General features: G+C 74.7%; 13 protein-coding genes. 9 read left to right on the top strand and 4 right to left on the bottom strand.

Features of this window, described 5'->3' with window-relative positions:
* Positions 1–260 precede the first annotated feature (260 nt).
* The 7 genes from ACFWOG_RS09860 (at position 261) to ACFWOG_RS09830 (ending at position 9,305) form a co-directional block, all read left to right on the top strand.
* Positions 261–2,087: an LCP family protein gene (locus ACFWOG_RS09860; protein ID WP_380356522.1), complete on the top strand. Its 1,827-nt coding sequence runs from the start codon at positions 261–263 to the stop codon at positions 2,085–2,087.
* Between the two features lie 296 nt (positions 2,088–2,383).
* The gene (locus tag ACFWOG_RS09855) at positions 2,384–3,169 is read left to right on the top strand and encodes a VOC family protein (RefSeq protein WP_329878604.1); all 786 of its coding nucleotides are present in this window, start codon (positions 2,384–2,386) and stop codon (positions 3,167–3,169) included.
* A gap of 91 nt (positions 3,170–3,260) precedes the next feature.
* Entirely contained in the window at positions 3,261–4,010 is a 750-nt protein-coding gene (locus ACFWOG_RS09850; protein WP_329878602.1) for a beta-phosphoglucomutase family hydrolase, read from the top strand.
* On the top strand, positions 4,007–6,418 hold the full coding sequence (locus tag ACFWOG_RS09845) for a glycosyl hydrolase family 65 protein (RefSeq protein ID WP_355403739.1): 2,412 nt from the start codon (positions 4,007–4,009) through the stop codon (positions 6,416–6,418). The genes ACFWOG_RS09850 and ACFWOG_RS09845 overlap by 4 nt, the downstream gene beginning before the upstream one ends.
* 148 nt (positions 6,419–6,566) lie before the next feature.
* A complete protein-coding gene (locus ACFWOG_RS09840; protein WP_380356545.1) occupies positions 6,567–8,279 on the top strand; it encodes a pyruvate dehydrogenase in 1,713 nt (570 codons plus the stop codon).
* 152 nt (positions 8,280–8,431) lie between these two features.
* A complete protein-coding gene (locus ACFWOG_RS09835; RefSeq protein WP_329878596.1) occupies positions 8,432–9,070 on the top strand; it encodes an XRE family transcriptional regulator in 639 nt (212 codons plus the stop codon).
* 40 nt (positions 9,071–9,110) lie between these two features.
* The gene (locus ACFWOG_RS09830) at positions 9,111–9,305 is read left to right on the top strand and encodes a DUF6126 family protein (protein ID WP_329878594.1); all 195 of its coding nucleotides are present in this window, start codon (positions 9,111–9,113) and stop codon (positions 9,303–9,305) included.
* A gap of 12 nt (positions 9,306–9,317) precedes the next feature.
* On the opposite strand, the gene ACFWOG_RS09825 is transcribed toward ACFWOG_RS09830, so the two are convergent.
* From ACFWOG_RS09825 to ACFWOG_RS09815, 3 genes are all read right to left on the bottom strand, one after another.
* Positions 9,318–9,908 carry an NADPH-dependent F420 reductase gene (locus ACFWOG_RS09825; RefSeq protein WP_380356516.1) on the bottom strand — a complete coding sequence of 197 codons (591 nt, stop codon included), beginning with the start codon at positions 9,906–9,908 and terminating at the stop codon, positions 9,318–9,320.
* A gap of 144 nt (positions 9,909–10,052) precedes the next feature.
* Entirely contained in the window at positions 10,053–11,585 is a 1,533-nt protein-coding gene (locus tag ACFWOG_RS09820) for a PLP-dependent aminotransferase family protein (protein ID WP_329947872.1), read from the bottom strand.
* Between the two features lie 24 nt (positions 11,586–11,609).
* On the bottom strand, positions 11,610–11,759 hold the full coding sequence (locus tag ACFWOG_RS09815) for a hypothetical protein (RefSeq protein ID WP_380356513.1): 150 nt from the start codon (positions 11,757–11,759) through the stop codon (positions 11,610–11,612).
* Here ACFWOG_RS09815 and ACFWOG_RS09810 point away from each other — a divergent pair.
* Entirely contained in the window at positions 11,758–12,648 is an 891-nt protein-coding gene (locus ACFWOG_RS09810; RefSeq protein WP_380356510.1) for a hypothetical protein, read from the top strand. The two genes, ACFWOG_RS09815 and ACFWOG_RS09810, sit on opposite strands and share 2 nt — an antisense overlap.
* A gap of 17 nt (positions 12,649–12,665) precedes the next feature.
* Here the strand turns inward: ACFWOG_RS09810 and ACFWOG_RS09805 are convergent, their stop codons facing one another.
* Positions 12,666–13,136, bottom strand: coding sequence for a carboxymuconolactone decarboxylase family protein (locus ACFWOG_RS09805; RefSeq protein WP_329947874.1), 471 nt, complete (start codon positions 13,134–13,136; stop codon positions 12,666–12,668).
* 98 nt (positions 13,137–13,234) lie between these two features.
* On the opposite strand from ACFWOG_RS09805, the gene ACFWOG_RS09800 reads away from it, so the two are divergent.
* Positions 13,235–14,125, top strand: coding sequence for a sigma-70 family RNA polymerase sigma factor (locus ACFWOG_RS09800; RefSeq protein ID WP_380356507.1), 891 nt, complete (start codon positions 13,235–13,237; stop codon positions 14,123–14,125).
* The last annotated feature ends 104 nt before the right edge of the window (positions 14,126–14,229 follow it).

Here is a 14,229-nt window from a genome sequence, read left to right as displayed (position 1 = left end):
TGGACACCCCCGGCGGCGTGCGGGGCGGGGCCTGTGACGAGGCCAGGTTGTTCGTATGGGCGATTTGTACGCTCCGGGTGAATCTCCCGGGGAGCCGGCGGACCGGTGGGGCGGAACGGGCGCCCGGGGGTGGTGCCGGGGAGCCCGTCCGTTATTGCGACCGTCGTATGTGCAACCCGGAGGCGGTCTCGACCGTCTTCTCTGTGTGCAGTGCGTCCGGTCGCAGGGGGGCGCGGCGTCCGGCAGTGAAAGGTGCACGCATGTCAGGTCAGTGGGGCGAGAGCCCGGCTCGTGGCGACGACGCGCCCGGTGCGCTGACGGACGGCGGCGCGGCCGGCGGTGCGGTGCCGCCGCCGCGGACCGGTGGACGGGCCGAGGCCCGGCGGGCCGCGCAGGGCAGGGGCGGGCCGGGCAACGGCGGGCCCGCCAAGGCCGGGCCGCACAGGGGCGGCACCGCGGCACCGGCCACGTCTCCGGCGGGTGCGTCCCCGGCGGGCGCGTCCCCGGCGGGCGGACGCGCGGCGGCCCGGGCGAGCCGGAAGCCGAAGCGGAACGTCAAGAAGATCGCGGCCTGGTCGGCCGCCGGCGCGCTGGTGCTGATCGCCGGGACCGGTGGCGCGATCTACTGGAAGCTCAACGGCAACATCAAGTCCTTCGGCAAGGACGGCGTCGCCGCCGAGCGCCCGCCGGAGGCGGCGGCGGACGCCAACGGCAACAAACCGGTCAACATCCTGCTGATCGGCTCGGACAGCCGCGGCAAGGGCAACGCGGACCTCGGGGGCGGCGAGGACGGCGGCGCCCGCTCGGACACCACGATCCTGCTGCACGTCTACGCCGACCACAAACACGCGGTCGGGATCTCGTTCCCGCGCGACACCCTGGTCACCCTGCCCAAGTGCAAGCAGGCGAACGGGCAGTGGACGAAGGAGCACGTCGGGAAGTTCAACGAGGCCTTCTCGACCGGAGGGTCGGAGACGGGGAACCCGGCCTGCACCCAGAACGCGGTGGAGAAGATCACCGGCATCTTCGTCAACCACACCATCGTGGTGGACTTCCAGGGCTTCGCCGCGATGACCAAGGCGGTGGACGGCGTCGACATATGCCTGCCGGAGGACATCTACGAGAAGGACCTCAACCAGAAGCTGCCCAAGAAGGGCGACGTGGTCCTGAAGAGGGGTCCGCAGAAGGTGCAGGGCCAGCAGGCGCTCGACTACGTGCGGCTGCGTCACGGCATCGGCGACGGCTCCGACATCGGCCGGATGAAACGCCAGCAGGCCTTCCTCAGCTCGCTCGCCTCGAAGATCAAGAAACAGGGACTCACCCCCACCAACCTGTTGCCGCTCGCCGACGCGGCCACCAAGTCGCTGACGGTCGACGAGGGCCTCGGCTCGGTCGACAAACTGATGTCCTTCGGTCTCTCGCTGAAGGACATCGACATGCACGACCTCAAGTTCGTCACCGCACCGTGGCGCATCCGCACCGACGAGGCCCTCGAACTCGTGAAGGCCGACGCGGACAAGCTCTGGGCGACCATCAAGGCCGACCGCACCATCGACGGCCAGAACGCCACCGGCGAGCAGCCCGCGGAGGCCACGACCCCGGCGGTGGCGCCCGTCGCGCCGACCACCCCCGCCGCCGCCACCACGGCCGCGGACACCGCCAACCAGAGCATCAAGGTGGGCGTCTACAACGGCACCGTCTCCCGCGGGATGGACGGCAAGGCGGCCGAGCTGCTGAAGACGGCCAAGTTCGCCGCCACCAGGATGGGCGCGGCGATGAACACCAAGTACGCGACCACGATGATCGAGTACGGCACGGGGCAGCGGGCGAACGCGGAGAAGGTCGCCGAGCTGTTCCCGGGGGCCTCCGTCGCGGCCGGGAAGACGGCCGGGATCACGGTGATCGTCGGCAAGGACTTCGCGGCGGCCAACGGCGGGACGGCTGACGCCACCGCCACCGCCCCCGGTGCCTCGGCCGCGCCGGCCACCCCGGCCGAGCCGGCCCCGCTGCCCACCAGCGTCATCAACGACACCCGCTCGGCGGACGACAACCTCTGCGAGGGCACGACCTACGGTTCCGGCGGCTGACCGGCCGACCGGCGTGCGTTGCCCCGGACCGGCGTGCGTTGGCCCGAGTCGGTGCGCGTTGCCCCCGGCCGGCGCGCGGCCGACCCGCCCGCGCCGCCGCGGCCCGAAGGGCCCGCCACGAGGAGTGACCGCCCCGGCCGCCCCGGCGAGCGGTCGCCCGCCGGGGCGCCGTCCGGTGGCGGGATCGCGGGCGCGAGGCGATCGTGGGCGGTGTACGGCCGTTCGGTCGCGCGGCCGGTCGGCCGCGGCGTCCCGGACCGGCCGCGGCGGAGGACCATCGCTTGGGAGGCCCAGGAATGCCCGTAGTCACCGCACCGTACAAGCCCGGCACCCCGTGTTGGGTGGACCTGATGGCGAGCGACCAGCAGGCCGCACTCGACTTCTACCGTGACCTGTTCGGCTGGCAGGGCGAGGTCGGGCCGCCCGAGTTCGGCGGCTACTCCGTGTGCTCGCTGAACGGCAGGCCGGTCGCCGGGATCATGGGCCGGTCGGCCCCCGAGGGCCAGCCGCTGCCGCCGGTCGGCTGGACCACCTACCTGGCCTCGGACGACGTGGAGGCGACCGGCCGGGCGATCACCGAGGCGGGCGGCACCATCGTGTACCCGACGATGGAGGTCGGCGACACCGGCCGGATGCTGGTCGCCGGCGACCCGACCGGCGCGGTCTTCGGGGTCTGGCAGAAGCTGGAGTTCATCGGCGCGGGCGTCGTCAACGAGCCCGGCGCACTGGTCTGGAACGAGCTCAACACCACCGACACCGAGGCGTCCGGCCGGTTCTACCAGCAGGCGCTCGGCCTGCGCCCGGGCACCATCCAGGGCATGGAGGGGTTCTACTCCCTCAACGTCGGCGACCACACCGTGGGCGGGATGCAGCCGGTCGCCGGGTACCTGCCGCCGGGCACGCCCCCGCACTGGATGACGTACTTCTCCGTCGACGACACCGACTCCACGGTGGACGCCCTGGTCAAGGCGGGCGGCGCGGTGATCCAGCCGCCGTTCGACATGCAGGCCGGGCGGATGGCGGTGGTCCAGGACCCGCAGGGCGCCGTCTTCGCCGTGACCGCCACCCCCGACTCGCCCTGACCGACCCCGGCGCGGCCCCCGGCCGCCCGTTCCCGCGACGCGCCGCCGGGAATGGGCGGCTAGGTTCGCGTTCGCGGGTAAGACTGCACCCATGCTGGGGCTACCGGACGACATCCGCGCTTTCCTTTTCGACCTCGACGGGGTGCTCACCCAGACCGCCACGGTGCACGCCGCGGCCTGGAAGGACACCTTCGACGCCCTCCTGCGCGCCGAAGCGGCCCGCACCGGCGGGCCGTTCGTTCCCTTCGACGCCGTCGCCGACTACGACGCCCACGTGGACGGCCGGCCGAGACTCGACGGCACCCGGGCGTTCCTGCACAGCCGGGGCATCGACCTGCCCGAGGGCACCGACGCCGACCCGCCCGGGGCCCGCACGGTGCACGGCGTCAGCCGCGCCAAGAACGACACCGTGCTGCGGATGATCCGCGAGCAGGGCGTCCGCCCGTACGACGGCTCGGTCGCGTACGTGCGCCGGCTGCGCGCCCTCGGCCTGCCCACCGCGGTCGTCTCGTCGAGCGCCAACTGCCGGGACGTGCTGCGCGCCGCCGGCATCGAGGCGTTCTTCGACGTCGTCGTGGACGGCGTCGTCGCCAAGCGGGAGGGACTGCCGGGCAAGCCCGCGCCGGACACCTACCTGGCCGCCGCCCGGTCGTTGGGCGTGGAGCCCGCGCACGCCGCCGTCTTCGAGGACGCGCTGGCCGGGGTCGCCTCCGGCCGGGCCGGCGGCTTCGGCGCGGTCGTCGGGGTGGACCGCGCCGGCCAGGCCGACGAACTGCGCCGCGACGGCGCCACCGTGGTGGTCCGGGACCTCGCCGAACTGATCCCCGAGGAGACGGCATGACCGGCCAGGAGCAGCCCTTCGTCGTCGACCCGTGGCAGATCGCCGAGCAGGGCCTCGACCTGGCCGCCATGGCCCGCGCCGAGTCCGTCTTCGCCCTCTCCAACGGCCACATCGGCCTGCGGGCGAACCTGGACGAGGGCGAGCCGCACGGCCTGCCCGGCACCTACCTGAACGGCGTCTTCGAGCTGCGCCCGCTGCCGTACGGGGAGGGCGGCTACGGCTACCCGGAGTCCAGCCAGAGCGTCATCAACGTGACCAACGGCAAGATCATCCGCCTGCTGGTGGACGACGAGCCGTTCGACCTCAGGTACGGCGAACTGCTCAGCCACCGGCGGTGGCTGGACTTCCGGGAGGGGCTGCTGCGGCGCTCCGCCGAGTGGACCTCCCCGGCCGGGCGGACCATCAGGGTCGAGTCCACCCGGCTGGTCTCGCTCACCCAGCGGGCCATCGCCGCCGTCGAGTACACCGTCGAGGCGGTGGACGGCCCGGTGCGGATCGTGCTCCAGTCCGAGCTGGTCGCCAACGAGCAGCTGCCCGGCGGTGCCGACGGCGACCCGCGGGCCGCCGCCGTCCTGGAGGCTCCGCTGCTCGCCGAGGTGAGCCACGCGGGCGGCACGAAGGCCGTGCTGGTGCACCGCACCCGGTACAGCGGCATCCGGGTCGCGGCCGGGATGGACCACGTCATCGAGGGCCCGGACCGGCTGGACACGGTGGCCGAGTCCGAGGACGACCACTGCCGGATCAGCGTCACCACCGTGCTCCGGCCCGGGGAGCGGCTGCGACTGGTGAAGTTCATGTCCTACGGCTGGTCGGCGACCCGTTCGCAGCCGGCCGTCCGGGACCAGGTGGAGGCCGCGCTGACCGCCGCCCGGTACACCGGCTGGGACGGCCTGGTCGCCGAACAGGCCCGGTTCCTGGAGGAGTTCTGGGACACCAGCGACATCGAGATCGAGGGTGACGTCGAACTCCAGCAGGCCGTGCGGTTCGCCGTCTTCCACGTCCTCCAGGCCGGTGCCCGGAGCGAGGAACGGGCCATCCCCGCCAAGGGGCTGACCGGACCGGGCTACGACGGGCACAGCTTCTGGGACACCGAGACCTTCGTCCTCCCGGTCCTCACCTACTGCCTGCCCTCCGCGGTCAACCAGGCGCTGCGCTGGCGGCACACCACGCTGCCGCTGGCCCGCGAGCGGGCGGCGCAACTCGGCCTGGCCGGCGCGGTGTTCCCGTGGCGGACGATCCGCGGTGAGGAGTGCTCGGGCTACTGGCCGGCCGGCACCGCCGCCTTCCACATCGGCGCGGACATCGCGGCCGCCGTCGCCCGGTACGCCCGGGCCACCGGGGACGTCGAGTTCGAGCGCGAGTACGGGCTGGAGCTGCTGGTCGAGACGGCCCGGATGTGGCGCTCGCTCGGCCACCACGACGCGGCCGGCAACTTCCGCATCGAGGGCGTCACCGGGCCGGACGAGTACAGCGCCGTCGCCGACAACAACGTCTTCACCAACCTGATGGCGCAGACCAACCTGCGCGCCGCCGCCGAGGCCGCCGCCCGGCACCCGCGCGAGGCCTCCGCGCTCGGCGTCGACACCGAGGAGACCGCCGCCTGGCGGGACGCCGCCGCCGCGATGTTCGTCCCGTACGACGAGAACCTCGGCGTCCACCCGCAGGCCGACGGCTTCACCGACCACCAGCTCTGGGACTTCGAGAACACCCCGGCCGAGAACTACCCGCTGCTGCTGCACTACCCGTACTTCGACCTGTACCGGAAGCAGGTGGTCAAGCAGGCCGACCTGGTGCTCGCCATGCAGGTCCGCGGCGACGCCTTCACCGACGAGCAGAAGGCCCGCAACTTCGCCTACTACGAGCGGCTGACCGTCCGCGACTCCTCGCTCTCCGCCTGCACCCAGGCGGTGATCGCCTCCGAGGTCGGCCAGCTCGACCTCGCGTACGACTACACCGCCGAAGCCGCCCTGATGGACCTGCACGACCTCGGCGGCAACACCCGGGACGGCCTGCACATGGCCTCGCTGGCCGGGGCGTGCGTCGCCCTGGTGGCGGGCTTCGGCGGTCTGCGCGACCACGGCGAGACGCTCTCCTTCCGGCCGCGGCTGCCCAGCGGGCTGATGCGGCTCAGCTTCTCCCTGCTGGTCCGCGGCCAGCTGCTGGGCGTCCGGATCGGCCACGACGAGACCACCTACACGCTGCGCCGCGGCGAGGTGATCCACCTGCGGCACGACGGCGAGGCCGTCCAGGTGAAGGCCGGTGAGCCGGTCTCGCTGCCGACCACCGCCCCGCCCGCCCAGGAGCGGTGCAGCCAGCCGCCCGGCCGGGAACCGGCCCGCCGCCAGCCGCAGGCGGGCGTGGCGGGCGGGCGGGTCGGCGCGGCGGCGGACCACCTCGCGGCGGAGTAGGAGGACGCGAAGGGCCCGCCCCGGCCCTCCGTTCACCCGTACGGGCCCGCTCCGGCTGCGGGGCGGGCCCGTACGCCGGACGGTGGCGGTGTCGTGCGGCAACCGTCGGCCGGTGGAGGAGAGCCCCGTGGTGAGTGTGGCCGAGCAGATGGTGGAGGTGCTCCGGCAGGCCGGGGTGGAGCGGGTCTACGGGGTGGTCGGCGACAGCCTCAACCCGGTGGTGGACGCGATCCGCCGAGCCGAGGGCATCAGCTGGGTGCACGTGCGCAACGAGGAGGCCGGCGCCTTCGCGGCCGCCGCCGAGGCCGAGCTGAGCGGGCGCCTGGCGGTCTGCGCGGGCTCCTGCGGGCCCGGCAACACCCACCTCATCCAGGGCCTCTACGACGCCCAGCGCAGCGGCCTGCCGGTGCTCGCGCTGGCCTCGCACATCCCGTCCGCGCAGATCGGCACCGGCTTCTTCCAGGAGACCCACCCCGATCGCGTGTTCACCGACTGCAGCAGCTGGTGCGAGACGGTCTCCACGCCCGCGCAGCTGCCCCGGCTGCTGCGGATCGCGATCCAGCACGCGCTGGGCGCGCGCGGTGTCTCCGTCCTGGCCTTCCCCGGCGACGTGGCCGCGCTGCCCGCCGCCGGACCGACCGGCACCGGCAGCTTCCTGACCGAGCAGGCCGTCGCCGCCCCGCCCTGGTCCCAGGTGCAGGCCCTCGCCCAGGCGCTCAACGCCGCCCGCCGGGTGGCCCTCTTCTGCGGCGCGGGCGTACGCGGCGCGCACGCCGAGGTGATGGCGGTCGCGGACGCCCTGCACGCGCCGGTCGGACACTCCCTGCGCGGCAAGGAGTGGATCCAGTACGACAATCCGTACGACGTCGGTATGAGCGGTCTGCTCGGCTACGGTGCCTGCCACGAGGCGCTCCACTCGGCCGACCTCGTCGTCCTCCTCGGCACCGACTTCCCGTACGACTCCTTCCTGCCGCAGGCCCACACCGTCCAGGTGGACCACGACGCCACCCGGCTCGGCCGCCGCACCCCGCTGGAACTGGCCGTGCACGGCGACGTCCCGTCCACCCTGCGGGCCGTGCTGCCGCTGCTGGAGCAGAAGACCGACCGGGCGTTCCTGGACGCCATGCTGGACAAGCACTGCCGCGCCCTGGAGGGCGTGATCGGCGCCTACACCCGGGACATCGGGAAGCACCTGCCGATCCACCCCGAGTACGTGGCCTCGGTCCTGGACGAGGTGGCCGCCGACGACGCGGTGTTCACCGTCGACACGGGCATGAACAACGTCTGGGCCGCCCGCTACCTGCAGCCCAACGGGCGCCGCCGGGTGATCGGCTCCTTCCTGCACGGCTCGATGGCCAACGCGCTGCCGCACGCGATCGGCGCCCAACTGGCCTGTCCCGGGCGGCAGGTGGTGGCGATGGCCGGTGACGGCGGGATCGGGATGCTGCTGGGCGAGCTGCTCACGGTCGCCAAGCACCGGCTGCCGGTGAAGACGGTGGTGTTCAACAACGGCGCGCTCGGCATGATCAAGCTGGAGATGCTGGTCTCCGGCTACCCCGAGTCGGAGATCGACAACGGCGACGTCGACTACGCCGGCATCGCCCGGGCGATGGGCATCCCGGCCAAGCGGGTCACCGAACCGGCCCGGGTCCGCGAGGTGCTGGAGGAGGCGCTGGAGCGGCCCGGTCCGGCACTGGTGGACGTGGTGACCGATCCGAACGCGCTCTCCATCCCGCCGCACATCACCGCCGCCCAGCTGAAGGGCTTCGCGCTGGCGGCCGGCCGGACGGTGCTCTCGGGCGGGGTGGGGCGGATGATCGACCTGGCCCGGTCCAACCTGCGGAACATCCCCAGGCCGTAGGGCGCGCCGCGACCCCCGGGGGAGTCGGGGGAGGCCGGAGGTGCCGGGGCCGCCGCCGGGAGGGTCGGCCGTCCGGGCGCGGGCACGCGGAGCCGTCTTGCCTCTGAGGCAAGTTTCTTGCCCCTGCGGCATGTGAGGTGTCCACTGGACACATGAGCACCAGCCCAGCCGGTCCGCCCGCCGACCCCGGCGACCAGTTCGACGACCACGACGTGGCCGGCCTCGCCGCGAGGCTGCGCGAGCACCGGCTCGGCAGCCGCCTCACGCTGGAGGTCGCCGCCGCCCGGGTCGGGCTCTCCCAAGCGTACTTGTCCCGACTGGAGACCGGGCGCCGGCAGCCCTCGCTGCCCGTCCTGCTCGGCCTCGCCCGCGCCTACGGCACCTCCGTCTCCGGCCTGCTCGGCGAGAGCCTCGTCGAACCGGACCCGGTGGTGCGCGGCGGCGCCATCGAACCCGGCCGGGCCGGCGGCTGGGGCTACCGGCGGGCCGGGGCCCCCGGCCGCGCGATGCAGGCGCTGCGCGTGCACGTCCCCCCGGGGGTCCAGGACACGGTGGTCCGCGTCCACCCCGGCGAGGAATGGCTCTACGTCCTCCAGGGCCGGCTCAGGCTGACCCTCGGCGACCGCGTCCACCTGCTGGCCGAGGGCGACTCCGCCCACTTCGACTCGCTCACCCCGCACTGCATCGCCGCCGACTCGGCGGCCGGGGTCGAGCTGCTCTTCATGCACACCCTGCTGCAGAGCCCCGGCGGCGAACTCTGCCTCGGCGGCGGCCCTGCCCCGCACCACTGACCCGACGTCGGAACATCGGAACACTCGGAGGAGATCTCCCATGGCTGATCCCGCCACCCCCGCCCCGGCCGCCGCGCCCGTCGCGCCCGCCCCGGCCTCGGCCCCGAAGACCATCGACGCGGGCAAGTGGGCCAACCGTCGCGTCGGCATCCGGCTGGTGATCTACACGGTCGCCACCCACGCCTTCGCCGGTTTCATCCTGCTCCTCTTCGAGCTCGGCAACCGGAACAAGTAGCACCGGCGCCGGTCACTCGGTGACCACCCGCCACCCCAGGTGGCGCCTGCCGCTCACCGCGGTGAGCCGGACCAGCAGGCGCAGCGCGGCGTCGAGGTCGGCGTACGACGCCGGCCCCAGGTAGGCCGGGCGCAGGCCGGCCGCGCCGATCAGCCGCTCGACCGCGGCCCGGTCCGCCTCATCGGCGGAGAACAGCAGGTCGGCGGCGGCCCCGTCGGGGTCCGGCCGGCCGAACAGCTCCACCCCGGCGCTGTTGAACGCCCGGGCGTACCGGGCCCCCGGCGCGTGCCGGGCCACGGCCCCGGCGTTGTGCAGGACGCCGTCCGGCCGCCCGGCCCGGTTGGTGGCGTCGACGACCAGCAGGCCGTCCAGGGCCGCGCCGTGCTCGGCGAGCAGCCCGTCCACGGCCGTGCCGGTGACGGCCAGGACGACGGTGTCGGCGCCCGCCAGCGCGTCGCCGATCCCCACCGCCTCCACCGGCCCGTCCGGGGCGGCGGCCGGGTCCCGGGTGCCGAGGGCGACGTCGAGCCCGGCGGTGTGGAAGGCCAGGGCCAGGGCCAGGCCGCGGCCGACCTTGCCGGCTCCGATGACGGCGATGCGCATGGCGGTTCCCCCTCGGGGCGTGGACGGCTTCCGGAGTGAACTCCCTTGGGCGGCGCGGGTATTCCTGATCCGGGGCCCCGTGCTGTCGCCCCTGTCCGTGCTGCCGCCCCCCGCTCGCGCTGCGGCACCGCCGCCTCGGTGCCGTTAGCCGCCCGCTTCGGCCAGCAGCGCGCAGAGAGCGTCCAGGGCGGCCGGGAAGGCGTGCTCGGGCGGGGTGCCGTAGCCGACCACCAGGGCGGGCGGGGCGTCCGGGGCGAGCGACGGGTCGAGGAGGTGCGGGCCGAGACCGGAGACGACCAGGCCCGCCGCCCGCGCACGGGCGACCAGTTCCGCCTCCGGGCCCGCGCCGGGCGGCAGTTGCAGGACGGCGTGCAGCCCGGCGGCGATCCCGGTGACCCGGACGTGCGGGGCCCGCTCGGCGAGCGCCGCGACCAGACGGTCCCGGCGGCGCCGGTAGTGCAGCCGGGAGCGGCGGACGTGCCGGTCGTACCGGCCGGAGGTGATCAGCTCGGCGAGGGTCAGCTGGTCGATCACCGGGGACATGGTGTCCGCCAGCCGCTTGAACCGGGCGACCGGTTCGACCAGCGCGTCGGGCAGCGCCAGCCAGGCCAGCCGCAGGCCCGGGGCCAGGCTCTTGGCGGCCGTCCCCCCGTAGACCACGCGGTCCGGGTCGAGCGCCTGCATGGCGCCGAGCGGCTGCCGGTCGTACCGGAACTCGCCGTCGTAGTCGTCCTCGATCACGTAGCCGTCGTGCTCGCGCGCCCAGCGGACCGCCGCCGACCGGCGGTCGGCGGCCAGGGCCACGCCGGTCGGGAACTGGTGCGCGGGGGCGAGCAGCACGGCGCCGGCCGCCGGGGCGCCCGGCCCGGTCAGCAGGTCGGTGCGCGCGCCGTACCCGTCCATCGGCAGCGGTACGAGGGCGAGCCCGGCCGCCCGCAGGACGTCCCGCTGCGGCGGCAGTCCGTACGCCTCGACGGCCACGGCGCGGGCGCCGCGGGCGGCGCGGGAACCGCCGTCCTCGCCACGACGGAGCCGCTCGCGCAGGGCTGCGGCGAGCAGACCGAGGCCCTGGCTGAACCCGGCGCAGATCAGCAGGCGTTCCGGGTCGGTGCGCACCCCGCGGACCCGGGCCAGGTAGTCGGTGAGCGCCCGCCGCAGCTCGATCCGGCCCAGCGGGGAGCCGTAGTCGAACACGTCGTGCGGTGCGGTGGCCAGCGCCCGCCGGGCGGCGGCCAGCCAGGCGGTGCGCGGGAACAGCGAGAGGTCCGGCCGGCCGGGCAGCAGGTCGTGCCGCCCGGTGGGCCGGATCCCCGGCGGCAGGGTCGCGGGGCGCTCGGCGGGGCGCGGCGTGGCGCGTTCGGCCACCGTGGTGCCGGACCCCTGCCGCGAACTGAGCCACCCCTCGGCGGTGAGCTGCCCGTACGCCTCCACGACGGTGTTCCGGGCGATCCCGAGGTCCTCGCCGAGCGCCCGGGAGGACGGCAGCCGGGTACCGGGCGCCAGCCGTCCGTCCTGCACGGCCTCGCGCAGCGCGTCCTCCAGGGCCGCCCGCAGCCCGGTCCCGGCGGCCCGCCGCCCGGTGAGGTCGAGGTGCAGATCGCCGCCGAAGGCGGTCCAGGAAGCGGCCCGGGGAGAGGGGCGGCGGGCGGTCCGGGAGGGCGGTCGGCGGGCGGTCATGTCCGGATTATCGCGGCACTCCCGTCACCCCGGGATCTCCGATACATTGCGCCCGACCGGGACGACCACGGTGGGGGTGGCGAACATGGCGCGGCGGTACGGCAGTTCGGGCGACGGCCCGAGAGGCGGCGGGCGGCGGTCCGGTGGCGGGGGCTGCCTGAACGCCTTCTTCATGCTGATCTTCTTCACGGTGCTGGGCTACCTGCTCGCCCTGCCCGTCCTGATACCCGCCGTCATGAAGGGCCAGACGCCGCCGCTGCACGCCACCCCGGCCCAGGTGGCGATCCTGGCCGGCATCTCCTACGCGGTCGCCCTGCTGCTGGACTGGCAGGCCGGTCGCCGCCGCCGGGTCGAACCCTGGGTGGTCCCGGTCCGGGCGGCCGCCCTCACCGGACTCGCCGCGCTGGTCGCCCACCTGGTCGGCGCGTACCTCGCCCCGCAGGTCTTCGGGGTGCGGGACCAGGCCGGGGCCAACGCCTCGGCCCTCCAGTGCGTCGTGGTCGGCGCGATCGCCTGGGCCTGGCGGCTCCGCGTCCGGTCCTGGGCCGGCGGCCCGCCGGAGCGGTCCTGGACCCCGCCGCGCCGCACCGACTCCCGGACCAGGACCGTCGCCCGCCCGGCCGCCGGGGAGGTGTGGGTGGCGATGGTGCCGTTCCGCGACCGGGCGGAGGCGGCCCGGCACTACTGCGTGATCCTCCAGGCCCAGCAGGGGTACGCGGAGGTCCTGCAGATCACCAGCAAGGACAAGGACCACCGCGACGACTACATCCGGATGGAGAACGAGGGCTGGGACCGCACCGGCAAGCCGTCCTGGGTCGAGGTCGGGATGGTGCCGCGCCGGGTGCCCTACGGGAGCTTCCTCTCCGACCACCCGCAGGGGCCCTGCCCGCCGCGGATCTGGCGTGAGATCCAGCGCCGTCAGTCCGCCCTCGGCCCCGGCCGTCCGCCCCGGCAGCGCCCGGTCGGCGGTTCCTCCGGCGGCCCGTCGGGCGGTCCGGCCGGTGGCTCCTCGGGCCCCGGCCGGCGCCGCCCGCCGAACGCGGGGCGCGGGCGCCAGTCCTGAGCCGGGCCGCCGCCCGCTCAGTTCCAGGTCGCACCGGCCGGCTCCTGGATCGTCGCGTTGATCCGGTTGAAGAAGTTGGTCAGCCCGATCATCAGGATGATCGCGGAGAGCTGCTCCTCGCCGAAGTGGTCCGCCGCCGCGTCCCAGACGTCGTCCGGCACGGCCTGCCCGGAGCGGTCGGCGATCCGGGTCGCGGCCTCGGTCAGCGCCAGGGCCGCGCGCTCCTCGTCGGTGAAGTACGGCGCCTCCCGCCAGGCGGCGACGGCGTGCAGCCGCTCGTCCGTCTCGCCGGCCTTCTTGGCCCCGGTGACGCCCGCGACGACGCAGGCGCTGCACCCGTTGATCTGGCTGGCCCGCAGGTGGACCAGCTCCATGGTCCGGTGGGGCACGCCGCCCTGGTACATCGCCTTGTAGATGTTCTGGATGCCCTTCATGGCGTCCGGCAGGACCATGGCGGGGTTCTTCATCCGGGCGGTGTGGGTGGTCATCTGATGGTCCTCCAGCTCAGGGGGCCCGGCGCGGGTGTCGCGCGGACCGGTTAACGTCCGTCGAAGCACTGACGGATCCCGACGCGAGGATGTGACAGGTGAACGGGGAAGATTTTCCGGCCGCGCGGTTCGAGGAGCACCGACCCCATCTGCGGGCCGTGGCCTACCGGATGCTCGGCTCGCTCAGCGAGGCCGAGGACGCGGTGCAGGAGGCCTGGTTCAAGCTGGAGCGGGCCGACACGAGCGCGGTCACCAACCTGGGCGGCTGGCTGACCACGGTGGTCGGCCGGGTCTGCCTGGACCTGCTGCGCTCGCGGGCCGCCCGGCGCGAGGACCCGATGCAGGACCGGGACGGCCGGGAGGTCCGGCTGCCCGACCCGGTCATCGGCGGGGCGCAGGCCGTCGACCCGGAGCACGAGATCCTGATGGCCGACTCGGTCGGCATCGCGCTGATGATCGTGCTGGAGACGCTCTCCCCTGCGGAGCGGCTCGCGTTCGTGCTGCACGACCTGTTCTCGGTGCCCTTCGACGAGATCGCGCCCGTCCTCGGCCGCACCGCCGCCTCCACCCGCCAGCTCGCCAGCCGTGCCCGCCGCCGCGTCCAGGGCGCCGCGCCCGCGCCGGACGCCGACCTGGCCCTGCGGCGCGAGGTCGTGGCGGCCTTCCTGGCCGCGGCTCGCGGCGGGGACTTCGACGCGCTGCTCGCGATCCTCGACCCCGAGGTGGTCGCCCGCAACGACGGCGGTGTCCTGCGGCCCGGCCTGGTCCGGCGCGGCGCGACCGAGGTGGCGTCCGGGGCGAGCGTGTTCGCGGCCCGGTTCGCGGGGGAGACCCGGCTGGTGCTGGTCAACGGCGAGCCCGCCGTCGCCGTGTTCGCCGACGGACGCCCTGTCTCGCTCGCGGCGTTCACCGTCCGCGGCGGCAAGGTCGTCGCGATGGACATCTTCACCGACCCGGAGCGCCTGGCTCGGCTCGGCCTGTCGGCCTGACGGGTGCCGCCCGGCGGGAGCCCTCCCGCCGGGCGGCCGGCCGCTCCGGAACGCCGCCACCACCGCACCGAGCGCGCCCGCCGCCCGGAGGCACCCCGGACGGC

Origin of the sequence: Kitasatospora sp. NPDC058406 (assembly GCF_042722765.1) — a bacterium.
Classification (GTDB): domain Bacteria; phylum Actinomycetota; class Actinomycetes; order Streptomycetales; family Streptomycetaceae; genus Kitasatospora.
Note: the sequence above shows the minus strand (reverse complement) of the source record. Positions and strands in the feature narration are given on the sequence as shown.